This window comes from Moraxella nasicaprae, assembly GCF_025643275.1.
Taxonomy (GTDB): Bacteria; Pseudomonadota; Gammaproteobacteria; order Pseudomonadales; family Moraxellaceae; genus Moraxella; species Moraxella nasicaprae.
This window is the reverse complement of sequence record NZ_CP089977.1, coordinates 1,624,376-1,636,642: the sequence shown is the minus strand read 5'-3', so window position 1 is coordinate 1,636,642 and position 12,267 is coordinate 1,624,376. Positions and strand designations below refer to the sequence as shown.

General features: G+C 44.6%; 12 protein-coding genes and 1 tRNA gene. 1 reads left to right on the top strand and 12 read right to left on the bottom strand.

What is annotated here, in order from left to right:
* Positions 1–6: 6 nt before the first annotated feature.
* Positions 7–957: an ABC transporter ATP-binding protein gene (locus LU297_RS07685; RefSeq protein WP_263075946.1), complete on the bottom strand. Its 951-nt coding sequence runs from the start codon at positions 955–957 to the stop codon at positions 7–9.
* Positions 958–1,122: 165 nt separating this feature from the next.
* On the bottom strand, positions 1,123–1,746 hold the full coding sequence (locus LU297_RS07680) for a c-type cytochrome (protein WP_263075945.1): 624 nt from the start codon (positions 1,744–1,746) through the stop codon (positions 1,123–1,125).
* A gap of 260 nt (positions 1,747–2,006) precedes the next feature.
* Here LU297_RS07680 and LU297_RS07675 point away from each other — a divergent pair.
* Positions 2,007–2,083 (top strand) — tRNA-Arg (locus LU297_RS07675).
* Between the two features lie 35 nt (positions 2,084–2,118).
* Here LU297_RS07675 and gloA read toward each other — a convergent pair.
* From gloA to miaB, 10 genes are all read right to left on the bottom strand, one after another.
* Complete coding sequence (gloA, locus tag LU297_RS07670) at positions 2,119–2,655, bottom strand: lactoylglutathione lyase (RefSeq protein ID WP_263075944.1); 537 nt, start codon at positions 2,653–2,655, stop codon at positions 2,119–2,121.
* A gap of 18 nt (positions 2,656–2,673) precedes the next feature.
* A complete protein-coding gene (locus LU297_RS07665; RefSeq protein ID WP_263075943.1) occupies positions 2,674–3,297 on the bottom strand; it encodes a carbonic anhydrase in 624 nt (207 codons plus the stop codon).
* A 6-nt stretch (positions 3,298–3,303) separates the two neighbouring features.
* Entirely contained in the window at positions 3,304–4,323 is a 1,020-nt protein-coding gene (locus LU297_RS07660; protein WP_263075942.1) for a hypothetical protein, read from the bottom strand.
* A gap of 35 nt (positions 4,324–4,358) precedes the next feature.
* A complete protein-coding gene (gene aroB, locus LU297_RS07655) occupies positions 4,359–5,465 on the bottom strand; it encodes a 3-dehydroquinate synthase (protein WP_263075941.1) in 1,107 nt (368 codons plus the stop codon).
* Positions 5,466–5,531: 66 nt separating this feature from the next.
* Positions 5,532–6,080 carry a shikimate kinase gene (locus LU297_RS07650; protein ID WP_263077364.1) on the bottom strand — a complete coding sequence of 183 codons (549 nt, stop codon included), beginning with the start codon at positions 6,078–6,080 and terminating at the stop codon, positions 5,532–5,534.
* Positions 6,081–6,192: 112 nt separating this feature from the next.
* Complete coding sequence (locus tag LU297_RS07645) at positions 6,193–7,617, bottom strand: type IV pilus secretin PilQ (protein WP_263075940.1); 1,425 nt, start codon at positions 7,615–7,617, stop codon at positions 6,193–6,195.
* 21 nt (positions 7,618–7,638) lie between these two features.
* Entirely contained in the window at positions 7,639–8,298 is a 660-nt protein-coding gene (locus tag LU297_RS07640; RefSeq protein ID WP_263075939.1) for a pilus assembly protein PilP, read from the bottom strand.
* Positions 8,298–8,933 carry a type IV pilus inner membrane component PilO gene (locus LU297_RS07635; protein WP_263075938.1) on the bottom strand — a complete coding sequence of 212 codons (636 nt, stop codon included), beginning with the start codon at positions 8,931–8,933 and terminating at the stop codon, positions 8,298–8,300. Before LU297_RS07635 ends, LU297_RS07640 begins: the two co-directional genes overlap by 1 nt.
* A complete protein-coding gene (pilM, locus tag LU297_RS07630) occupies positions 8,920–10,578 on the bottom strand; it encodes a pilus assembly protein PilM (RefSeq protein ID WP_263075937.1) in 1,659 nt (552 codons plus the stop codon). The genes LU297_RS07635 and pilM overlap by 14 nt, the downstream gene beginning before the upstream one ends.
* A 167-nt stretch (positions 10,579–10,745) precedes the next feature.
* Entirely contained in the window at positions 10,746–12,203 is a 1,458-nt protein-coding gene (gene miaB / locus LU297_RS07625) for a tRNA (N6-isopentenyl adenosine(37)-C2)-methylthiotransferase MiaB (protein ID WP_432806250.1), read from the bottom strand.
* Positions 12,204–12,267 lie beyond the last annotated feature (64 nt).

The window sequence follows — 12,267 nt, the reverse complement described above, 5'->3', positions numbered from 1 at the left end:
ACTTGATTAAGCAGATAATTTATCGCTTAAATTATTCTCAACCAAATTCATGAACAGCTCTTCTAGGCGATTGGTCTTATTTCGCATACTGGCGATTTGCACGCCTTGTTTGGACAGCTGAACAAAGACATCGTTTAGACTATCGCCTTTTTTGAGCGTAATTTCAAGGCTTAGCTCATCTGGCTGACTGTATTTAAGCACATTATCCAGCACAACAGGTTTGTCTAAGGGCTTGGATAAATCCAGCACAAAACTCTCCACATCAAGGCTAGCCAGCAAGGTCTTCATGTCGGTATTGATGCGAATCTCGCCTTTATCCAAAATGGCGATATTTTTGCAAAGTTGCTCCGCCTCTTCTAGATAGTGTGTGGTCAAAATAATGGTTGTGCCTTCTTCTTGGTTGATGGTCTGCATAAAATCCCACATCGAACGGCGAAGTTCAATATCCACACCTGCGGTTGGCTCGTCCAAAATCAGCAGTTTAGGCTTGTGCATCAAGGCACGAGCAATCATCAAGCGGCGTTTCATACCGCCAGAAAGCATGCGAGCCTTAGTATCTTTTTTGTCCCACAAACCCAATGCTTTAAGCAATTTCTCAGCTCGTGGCTTGGCATCGCTTGCTTTGATACCAAAATAACCCGCCTGATTTACCAAAATATCCTGCACATTTTCAAACTGCATGAAATTAAACTCTTGGGGAACAACACCCAAAAAAGTCTTGGCTTTGGCTGGCTCTTTAAACAAATCCACCCCAAAAATCTGAACTGTACCAGAGCTGGGGCGAAACAGAGAACTGATGATGCCAATCGTGGTGGATTTGCCTGCACCATTAGGACCAAGCAAGGCAAAAAATCCACCTTGTGGCACGCTTAAATCCACCCCTTTTAAGGCAGTAAAACCATTGTGATAAGTTTTGGTTAAGCCGCTGATTTTTAGGGCTGGCACATTGTCTGTCATTATATTACTCTTTTTTTATTTTTTGATGTAATGAAAAGGTGTGTGGTTGCTTTTCTTAATGTGGATTAGCACCCAAATTTCAAGTCAGGCACAAAAAAAACAAAAACACCCAAACCATCACACACGATGATTTGGGTATGTTTGGTTTCAATCGATTAAATCAACTTAGCTTGATTTTTCGATGATGTAGTTCACAGCATTTTGAACTTCTTCATCAGAAATGTCCGCACCACCACGAGCTGGCATCGCATTAAAGCCATTGGTTGCACTGTTGTACAATGTAGCTTTACCTTTGGCAATGCGTGGTGCCCAAGCACCTTTGTCGCCAAACTTAGGAGCACCCACCAAGCCTGCATCATGGCAAGTTGAACAAATCGCCTTGTACAGGCTTTCACCATCACGAGCCTGACCTTCGACCGCAGGAGCTAGGACGGTAATATTGATGTCGCACTCTTCGCCATCAAAACATACTTTGCCATAGGGGGCGATACGAGCGATGAGTTTTGGATACATCGCCACCAATTTAGCAACTTGCGGAGAGTCTTGCGGGATTGGCTCTTCTGCTTTTTTTGGTGCTGGTGCTGCTTGGGCAGCCTCACCGTCTTCGGTGGCTTGTTCTGCTTGTTCTGCATTATCAGCAGGTTTGGCATCTGTGGTTGCTTGTTCAGCTGTCGCAGTCGCTTCGGTTTGTTCAGCAGGTTTAGCACCTTCTTGGGCTTGGCTGGTCGCCATGGCAAACATTGCCAACAAGCTGGCGGATAACATTGCAACTTTTTTCATTGTCATCATCTCGTTTTATAACCTTGAGCAAATCGCTCTGGGGAAATCAAATCCAAACCAATCAAGCAAGGCTTTGATGGGTTAGACTGATGAAATTATTTACCTTACTATTATAAGGGAAAAAGGGGGTAAAATGCCATGCCTTTATACGCATTTGTGTAAAATTTTAGCAATGTTTTTCACAAAAAGTGATTATTTTTACTTTGGTGGTGGTTTTTTTATCAAAAACTTGATAAAATTTGCAAGAATTTTACCCCATCATTGATTTTGTACCTGTAGCTCAGTTGGATAGAGTGTCAGCCTCCGAAGCTGAAGGCCACGGGTTCGACTCCCGTCAGGTACACCATTTTTTAAAAAAGCACCAAATTGGTGCTTTTTTGTTCAGCGATTATTGTTTAGTTCGATAATCTCAATCCAGTAGCCATCAGGGTCTTTAATAAAGGCGATGTCTTTCATGCTGCCTTCTTCTGGGCGTTTTTGAAACACCACACCATTGGCATCAAACCACGCCACCGCCTGCTGTAAATCAGGTACAGCAAAACAAATATGCCCAAACCCTCTTGGTTCGCTATTGCCATTATGATACGCAAAATCATCGTCATTTTCTGTGCCGTGATTGTGTGTCAATTCCAAAATACTACGCTGACGAGACACAAAATCTTTTAGCTCATCGCCTGCTGGTAGTGCATTTCGCTCCTCTTCGGTCAAGCGTGCCAAAAAATACAAATCAAATTTTGCTTCTGGAAAGCTACGATGCTTCAACAAAGTCATGCCAAGCACACCAGTATAAAATTCTAGTGACTTAACAGGGTCTTTGATGCGTAACATCGTGTGATTATATACAAAACCCTCAGATTGTACAGGAATGTCTTTGACGCCCTCAACACTAATGGCGTTGGCTGGTTGTTTAATACTCATCATAAACTCTTTAAAAAATCAATCAAAAAAATCCACTTTGCCAGTCGCTACATCATACTCTGCACCAATGATGAGCAAATCGCCTGATTTGACCATGTCCTCTAAGATGCGAGAGCCGTGTTTTAGCTGACTGACTGACATACTAACATTGGCACGAATGGAACGGTCAATCAACTCGTCCATATCCACATCATCGCCAGCAGCGGTGGTGATTTCATGTAAATTTAGCACACTTGGGCGAATGCGATCCACGATGGATTGTAAGTTTGGCGAATAATAAGCATCAGGATTAACCAATGCTTCTATGCACGCTGTCACTGCACCACAATGCGAATGCCCAAGCACCACCACCAAACGAGTGCCAAATTTTTCGGCAGCAAATTCTACCGAGCCAATCTGACTAGGAGCAACCACATTGCCCGCCACCCTGATGACAAATAAATCGCCCAAACCCTGATCAAAAATCAACTCCACAGGCGCACGAGCATCAGAGCACCCCAAAATGATGGCATTAGGTTTTTGCTCACGCACCAAAGTTGGCGGTGGTATCATGAGTGGCTTGGTGCTACTTAGGTTGGCAATGTATCGCTCATTGCCAACCTTTAACATTTCTAATACCTGTTTTGCATCCAAATTTGCCATAGCTGATTATTGCTCGCCTGCCTCCGCTGGTACGCTCTGTGCCTCTGCCGTTGGCTTGGCTGTCGGTGCCATGGCATCAGGTTTTGGCGTTGGGGCAAAATTAGTAGGCTTTGGTGTATTATCCTGCACAGGTGCAGAAGTTGGCTTGGCTGTCGGTGCCATCGCTGGTGCTTCTGTCAGCGGCGTGCTTTGCTCACTAGGTGCTGGTGTTGGTGTAGAGTGTGCCGGTGCTGCCATCTGCTTTTCAGCTGGCTGACTGGCATAGCCACCAAATTCATTATACTTGGCGTATTCTTGTTGTCTGGCAAGCTGTGAACGCACTTTTGCCTGACTTTCATAACTACGACGCACCAAATCCTCATCAGCACGAGTCGCTGCCTGTACAGGAATCTCTTTGTTGGTGGCATTAAGAATGATACGGCGTGGCTGATTGGTTGCCAAATCGGCAATCCCTTCGGCACGCATGTAGTTATCGATGATTTTTAGGTAATCAGCCGCTTTGACCACCTTTGGTTTTAGGCTTTGTGGCAGACCAAAATTATTTGTCGTGATGTTTTGTTGTGCCTCTTCTACCGTTTGGAACTTACCATAGGTCAATACATAGTGCGGTCTTTTTTCTTTGTCTAAATAGCGAAAATAAGCGTATTGCTGACGGTCTACCACTCCTTCCAAATAATCAACAATGACTTCATTTTCAAGCACATCCATCAATTCAATGGTATAACGATTGCCCATATTTTCATAATACAGCTTATCCTTAAATTCGGCAGGATAGCTACGCATATCACGCACGATTGTCGAAAAATCAATCGGACGCACTTCTTTTGCCAAATCCACAAAATGTTCAATGCGAGTTGGCAATGCCGCCGCCACTTGCTCTTCTTCGCCTGCCTTGTTTGTCAAACTGGGTGCAGCAGAAGTCAGCCACACAACCAGCCAAACGATGGCAATAATGATGGCAGCCAAGAACCAATATTTGGCTTGTCTGCGAAAATATTGAGCACTCATCGCTAAACTTTGCGACATAATAATTAACCTTTTTGATTTTTTACTCAGCCAAATTATACCATTGAATTGGTAAAAGCTGATAATACTTTTTGTAAGTCATTCATCTGAAAATCTGAGGTAACAAATGCTTGACCGATTTTTTTGAGCAAAATCAAGCGAATTTGTCCTTGTTTAACCTTTTTGTCATGCCCCATCAAATCCAACGCCTCATCAGGCAAGATGGCTGGTGGCTGGGTGGGCAAATGAAACAATGCCAGCACTTTTTTGATGCGAGCCACATCATCTTCATCAATATAGCCCAACTGCTGTGACATCATGGCTGCCTGCACCATGCCAGCCGCCACCGCTTCACCATGCAGCCACACACCATAGCCTTGATGCGTCTCAATCACATGACCAAAAGTGTGTCCAAAATTCAGTAAAGCTCGTCTGCCCGACTCTCGCTCATCTTCGGCAACAATTTGAGCCTTAAACTGGCAACTTTGGCGTACCATCTGTGCCAAAATTTCGCCATCTTGGGCATTGATGGCAACATGATTTTCTTCTAGCCAGTCCAAAAACGATGCATCCATAATCAAGGCGTATTTGATGACTTCTGCCATGCCTGCGGCAAATTCTCGCTTAGGCAAAGTGGCAAAAGTCGTCATGTCTGCCAAGACACATCTGGGCTGCCAAAATGCCCCAATCATATTTTTGCCACGACGATGATTGATGCCTGTTTTGCCACCAACGCTAGAATCCACCTGCGACAACAAGGTGGTTGGCACTTGGATAAAATCCACCCCACGCATATAGCTGGCTGCTGCAAAACCCACCATGTCGCCAATCACACCGCCCCCCAAAGCAATCAAGGTGCAGTCTCTGGCAAAATGATGCTCTAACAGCACATCATAAATATGGTCGATGCTTTGTTGGTTCTTATAAGCCTCGCCATCTGGCAAAATACAAGTTTGTACGACAAAATTTGCCTGTATCAGTCCTGCTTGCATGTCTGCCAGATACAAAGGAGCGATGGTGTCATTACTGACAATCAGCACCTGATGACCACGAATGTATGGCACAATCTGGCTAACCAAATCGGCTTTTGTTGGGCTTGCCTGAATAAAAATCGGATAATCGTGGCTTTGGGTTTTGACCATTAAAGCTGGCTTGGCGGTCATGACTACACTCCGCTTAATATGATGGTTACTTGGTTTGATAAACTCGTCTTAGACATCGTATCCATGCTATTCTTGGCTAAAATAGGATTTTTTGGCATAATCATTTAAAATATCCAAAATATCGCCAATCATCTGCTTAGGATAAGCTCGTCCTGTAGGTATGATGATGTCTGCCACTTCTCGATACAAAGGGTCTCGAATCTGATACAGCTCTTCTAGCACTTTGCGTGGATTGCCTGATTGGAGCAAGGGGCGATTTTTGTCTTTTTTGGTGCGAAGTAACTGGGTTTCTACGCTGGCGTCCAGATAAATCACCAGACCTTGTTTGAGCATTTGGCGGTTTTGGGCATTACCCACCGCACCACCACCTGTCGCCATGATGATGTTTGGCAACACGGTCAATTCACTAATGGCTTTGGTTTCTCGTTCACGAAAACCTGCCTCGCCCTCTTTTTCAAAAATCCACGGAATATCCGCCCCTGTCTGCTTGGCAATATACCAATCACAATCAACGAACTCACGCCCCAAATGCTTGGCAAGCAGTTTGCCAATCGTGGTTTTGCCAGCACCCATCGGTCCAACTAGATAGATGGCGGGTAGATTTTTGGCTGGCATACTGGCGTTTTTTTCTACCAATACATTTTCGATTAGTGCTGAATTTTCTTCAAGCATGTCATCGCCTCAATACTAAAAATTGCCCTATCATACAAGTTTTTGGCTCATCTTGCTAGTTTTTTTGAGCATCAATGCCATCATCAACCAAAGTTGGCGTGATAAAAATCAGCAGTTCGGATTTATCATCACTGCGACTGTCCGAACGAAACAACCGACCAAGCACAGGCACATCGCCCAAAAATGGCACTTTATTCACGCCATTGCTGCGATTTTGTCGATAGATACCGCCCAACACCAAAGTCTGACCATCAGACACCAGCACATTGGTTTCGATGGCATCTTCTTGAATGGCGACATTACCCAAGTTGGTGATGGGTGTACCGTTTTTAATGTTTAATTTTAAGGCGATTTTACCATCTGGGGTGATGTTTGGCGTTGCTTCTAGCACCAAAGAAGCCTCTTTAAAACTAGTGCTGGTTGCTCCCGAGGCACTCGCCTCCTGATAAGGAATCTGTACGCCTGAGGAAATGCGTGCGGTTTGCTTATCTGCGGTCAAGACCTTAGGGGTTGAGATGATTTCTCCGTGCTGATTTGCCTGCATGGCTGACAATTCCAAATCCAATATCGCATTGGGTAAGTTTAAAAAGCCAAAGGCGATTTTTCCCACGCCATTTGTCACGCCAAGATTGACATTAAGTCGGTCTTGGTCGCTTAATTCTTGTGGATTAAGCTGTCCTTGCATCGCCCACAAAGAGCGATTTGAGCTGGCGTATTGCCACTTGCCATGTTGCCCTGACACACCAAAATTCACCCCAAGCTGGCGACCAAAATTCTCGTGGGCAGAGACGATTCTTGCCTCAATCATGACCTGCTTCATTGGAATATCGATTTGTTCGATAAGCTGAACAATGCCATCAAGTCGTTTGCTGTTATCTTGAATGATGAGTGTGTTGGTTCGCTTATCAACCGTGACTGTGCCTTGCTCAGAAAGCAGTCCCAATCGCTCACTTTCAATGATGGTTTTGTCTTCAACATTGCTACTGATTGGCACAAGGCGATTATAAGCCCTGACGACATCGTTCTTTTTATGCTGGCTATGATAAGTTTTTTCGCCAGCAATCAGACGCTGCACCTCTTCTGCCATCGCATATTTTAGGCGGATATGACGAGTTTGTAACGCACCTGTCGATTGGAGTGTCTTTGAGCTGATGAACATGATACCATCTTGATTGATGATACTAAGCGATTGACTTTGGGCAATCATGTCCAGCACCTGATCCCACGGCACATTCGTCAAGCGTAGCGTAATATTGCCCGATACTGAGTCATCAACCACGATATTTTGACCGCTAAATCTTGCCAGCACATCAAGGGCGGCTCGCACAGGAATCTCTTGAAATTCCAAAGTGATGGGCTTGCCTTGATAAGTCATCTGTGGCATCTGTTGTTCTGACAAATCATTTGCCCGTACCGCCAATGATGAACTCATCAGCCCTATGCACAAAGCCAATCTAAGACCATTGTTCCATTTTTTCATCACTTTATCCTTATTATAAATCTAAGGTGCCAAAGGCAGATAAACCGTGCGTTCTTGCCCATCAACACGCTCTAAAATGCTCAATTTTTGTTCATCAATAGCGATGAGCTTACCTTGATTTTGTCCAAGATATCCACCAATGACAAGCTCATACATCAAGCCATGTTGGTCGAATACAAGTGCTACCCAACGCCCATCGACCAACACTCTGCCACGATAGCTTAACTGACTTAATGACTGATATTCCAGCGGTTCTTTGTTGCGTGCAGGTGCTGGCTTGGGTTGTTTGATGACTGGCGACTGGCTTGATTTGGTGTCTGATTTTGGCAATGATTCTGCTGTTTTTGGTACATTCTCCCAAGGTTTGACATCTGCCTCCAAACGAATTGTATCAGCCGATGGGTGCTGCACCGCCACTTCATCGGACGACTTGTCAGATGACTGGTTTTGATGGGCTGGCGTGTTGGTTGTTACTGCGTGATGATAGGGATTGACGAATGGGTCTTTACCCATCTGTCGATACCCTGTCAATACAGGCGGATTTTTTGGGATTGGCAAACTGTCAGGCTCGCTGGGCAAATCATGAATAGGGTCTAGCTTCTCTTTGACCACATCATTAACATCGTCCTGACACGCCACCAGACACAATGCCAACAGCCAACCACATCGCCATATTTTCATTATTGACCCTCATCACTGGTTGGCAAAGAAATCTCTTTGGGTGCTTGATAAGTGCTTAGTAAGATGCTGATATTGACTAGACGACCATCTTGGGCGGTCAATTTAAGGTCATCAATACCAAGCGGCTGTATGGTTGTCATCAATTCATGCAGCCAACGACCCAGCTGATGATAACTGCCTTGTGTGGTTACTTGCACAGGTCTTTGGGTATAATAAGTCTGCTGCAGCATCGGGCGAATGCTGGTGGTTAGCACCGTCACTTGATGAGCCTGTGCCGCTTGATTGATACGCTCCACAAACAAACTCATCTGAGCGGTGCGTGGCAATGCCAAAATCTGACCTTGCAAGCGGTTGTTTTGTTGCAACTGTCTTTCTTGATATGCAGGCAAATTACGAGCAATCAGATATTTTTCTTGGTACTCTGTCAGCAGGCTCTGCTGTGTTGATTGCAACGCCATCAGTTTTTGCCTACTAGGATTAATGATAACAAGATGAGCAATCATCGCAATGATGATGACCATCATCAGCACAACAAGCCCCTTAGCCATGGGCGACGCCTGTCCCAGATTGTCCTTATCTAGCGTATGAAGTTCTTGCCAAAAGCTCCTAAAAGACGAGTGATTATTTTGAGTCATCAAGCTTAGCTCCATCGGCATTCGCCCTATCTGCACTGATGACAAAATCCACCAATCCTTGCTCATTATTTGCCACTTGTGTAATCATCACGGATTGATAGCGTCCTGTATTTTCCAAATTTCTAGCAAAATCTGCGACCAAAGTAAGCTGTTTTGCCACGCCAGCAATCTGCACCGTTTTTGCCCCATCAATCGACACCAAATACACCCCATCGCCCAATAAGGTGGGCAACTCCTGCCATTCATCAAGCAAAGCGATGTTAGCGTCTTGCAAGGCATTGACCGCACCAAGCTGTTCATCAATCTGCCCCAATGACGATTTGATTTGTTCGATTTGGCTGATTTTTTGTGCCTGTTCATCAATCTGATGTTTGATGACATCATTGATACTCTGCTGATGGCTAATCTGCAACCATAAGAACGCCCAGCCCGCCAGCACCAACAACAGACTAAATATCGCCACCGACCATAACAACCGCACGAATTGGCGTTGCTGGCGATATCGTCTGTTTTCTCGCCAAGGCAAAAAATTGATGGCAGTATCATCACTTTTTAAGGCCAGCCCATACGCCACCATCAATGCTGGCATCATGCCATCAGTGGCTTTGGCTGTCTGTATCTTTGATGTCGCCCATTCAACTGGCATATCAAGCATTTGGGTAAGTATTGAGGCAAGATTAGGCAAATTACCATTTAGCCCTGTTAATATCACACCAGCCATATCAGCCTGATTGATTTGCAGCCGCTTGATGGTTTGTGTCAGCTGCTGTGCCAGTACCGCCTCATCGGTCTGTCCATTGAAATTCTGCACAAGAGGAGATTGGTGCGTGAAAGGTGCTTGCACATCATCATATTGCTCGCCAAACTCAATCCGAGTAATGCCAAATGACGGCGATGATGGCTCTTGCCAAGACTGCTCGATAAACACTTTGTGACCGACCCGCTCATCTGCTTTATCCAAATCGTCAGTTTGATGATTCAACAATGACATCACTCCTGCACCCATTGGGCAGGTTTGGATATGGTTAAGATGATGCTGATGAGCAAAATAAATCAAAGATTGCATTTCATCAATGTCCACCACCAAAAAATGCTTTTGTGGTTCAAGCATTGATGCCAATGCTCGTTGCAGGCTTTGTATCTGAGGCTCGACCGTCATTGGCTCAAACCCAAGACTGGCACAAAATGCCACCGCCTGATCGACGGCAGATTGGTAAGCGGTAAATAATTTGATGTTTAGATGTCGGTCATTGCCATCAGTCTGATTGGGCAATACCAAAAAATCAAACGCCGCCTCATGAAGGGGGATGTCGATATACTGTTCAGCGTCAAGCAAAATGTGAGCCAAAATTTCATCTTCGTTGGCTAATATTGGTAATCGAATTTCTTTGCTTGCTACTACCTCTGGCAAAATACAAACATTGACACTTGGTTTATCTTGTTGATATTTGTCAAAAAATCGTGCCAGCTGTGCTATGGCGGACTGCTCACTATCTCGCCCAACCAAACAATAATCCAGCACACAAGGATGGCCTTGCTCATTATCCAACACCACCGCATAAGCAGCGGTGTTGGTCAGATGTATGCCAATCTGCAAAGACGATTGGCGAAACAAGTAAGGCAGTCTCATTCCTTTGAACATCATTAAAACATCACATCATCAAACATAAAACATCATCAAATCAAGACATCAAAACACAAATGAATATCTGGGTGCTGATGATGATTGTTATACTACCACCAAATCCCAAAAATAGCAAAACCGACAGTTTGACCATCGGTTTTACTAAAAGTTTTTTTGAATAAAAATAATCAATCAAGCACCGACACCAGCTCACCTAGCACCAAATGCATGCTTTTGGCGGCAGTAATCTTGACCAGAACAAATTTACCCAACAGCTCCTCGCCTCCTGCAAAAACCACCGAGCGAGTATTGTCCGCAGAACCGTGCAAATGCCCCTCATAGCGATCGGCTTTTTCTTCGACCAGCACCCTAACCGTCTGACCGACCATCGCCTCCGTTTTGGCAAAGGTGGATTTTTTGATGACTTCTTGAAATTCTGCCAAACGGGCTTTTTTGGTGTCCAAACTTACATCATCAGGCAAGTCAGAAGCAGGCGTACCAGGGCGTTTTGAGTAGATAAAACTGTATGAATGGTCAAAGTCTAGTTCTTTGGCAAGATTGAGCGTATCAGCAAAGTCTGCATCGCTCTCACCTGGAAAGCCAATGATAAAATCGCTTGATAAATGCAAATCAGGACGAATCGCCTTTAACTTATTGATTTGATTGATATAAACATCAATGGTGTGATTGCGTTTCATTGCCGCCAAGATGGCGTTTGAGCCAGACTGTACAGGCAAGTGCAAATGCGACACCAATTTTGGTAGCGTCTTATATGCCTCAATGATGTCATCGGTAAATTCTAGGGGGTGACTGGTGGTGTAGCGAATGCGTTCAATGCCATCAATGTGTGAAACATAATGCAAAAGCTCGCTAAAACGACAAATACTACCATCATCTTTTTCGCCACGATAGCCATTGACATTTTGTCCCAAAAGGTTAATCTCACGCACGCCCTGCTCCGCCAAAGAAGCAATCTCAGCAAGCACATCATCTAAGGGGCGAGACAGCTCTTCGCCACGGGTATAAGGCACGACACAAAACGAGCAGTATTTGGAACAGCCTTCCATGATGGAAACAAACGCTTTATAGCCCTCTACCTTTGGTTCTGGTAAGAAGTCAAATTTTTCGATGCTAGGAAAGGAGACATCAACCACGCCAATACGATTTTTGGTTTTGGTTTTATCATCAAAGACCGATTTGGCTTTTTGGGAATTTTCGTACAGCTCAGGCAAGCGGTGCAGGGTTTGAGGCCCAAACACCATGTCCACATAAGGGGCTCGTTTTTGGATATTATCGCCCTCTTGGGAGGCAACACAACCTCCTACGCCAATAATCAAATCTGGGTTTTTTTCTTTAAGTTTACGCCAACGACCAAGCTCACTAAACACCTTTTCTTGGGCTTTTTCACGAATGGAACAAGTATTCATCAGCAATACATCAGCCTCATTGATGTCTTTGGTAACGACCATACCGTGCGATTGCCCCAACACATCGCCCATTTTTTCAGAATCATATTCATTCATCTGACAGCCTTGGGTAACGATATAGACTTTTTTTACGGTTTTTGTGGCAGACAAGTCATCAGCATTCATCACAGGCTTGTTGATGGCTTGATGGTCTTTTGGGTTAAACGTAGCGACTTTCATGACGGGGTTTTCCAAATTCCAAAGAAATCAAATTAAAACGCACTATTTTAGCATAAAATTTGGC

Bases quoted from the DNA above. Each gene is read 5' to 3' on its own strand.
- LU297_RS07640 (WP_263075939.1), bottom strand. From the start codon at position 8,298: ATGAAAATATGGCGATGTGGTTGGCTGTTGGCATTGTGTCTGGTGGCG.
- LU297_RS07665 (WP_263075943.1), bottom strand. From the start codon at position 3,297: ATGGCAAATTTGGATGCAAAACAGGTATTAGAAATGTTAAAGGTTGGC.
- LU297_RS07650 (WP_263077364.1), bottom strand. From the start codon at position 6,080: ATGCCAGCCAAAAATCTACCCGCCATCTATCTAGTTGGACCGATGGGT.
- LU297_RS07635 (WP_263075938.1), bottom strand. From the start codon at position 8,933: ATGACTCAAAATAATCACTCGTCTTTTAGGAGCTTTTGGCAAGAACTT.
- LU297_RS07680 (WP_263075945.1), bottom strand. From the start codon at position 1,746: ATGATGACAATGAAAAAAGTTGCAATGTTATCCGCCAGCTTGTTGGCA.
- LU297_RS07645 (WP_263075940.1), bottom strand. From the start codon at position 7,617: ATGAAAAAATGGAACAATGGTCTTAGATTGGCTTTGTGCATAGGGCTG.
- aroB (WP_263075941.1), bottom strand. From the start codon at position 5,465: ATGACCGCCAAGCCAGCTTTAATGGTCAAAACCCAAAGCCACGATTAT.
- miaB (WP_432806250.1), bottom strand. From the start codon at position 12,203: ATGAAAGTCGCTACGTTTAACCCAAAAGACCATCAAGCCATCAACAAG.
- gloA (WP_263075944.1), bottom strand. From the start codon at position 2,655: ATGAGTATTAAACAACCAGCCAACGCCATTAGTGTTGAGGGCGTCAAA.
- LU297_RS07660 (WP_263075942.1), bottom strand. From the start codon at position 4,323: ATGTCGCAAAGTTTAGCGATGAGTGCTCAATATTTTCGCAGACAAGCC.
- pilM (WP_263075937.1), bottom strand. From the start codon at position 10,578: ATGATGTTCAAAGGAATGAGACTGCCTTACTTGTTTCGCCAATCGTCT.
- LU297_RS07685 (WP_263075946.1), bottom strand. From the start codon at position 957: ATGACAGACAATGTGCCAGCCCTAAAAATCAGCGGCTTAACCAAAACT.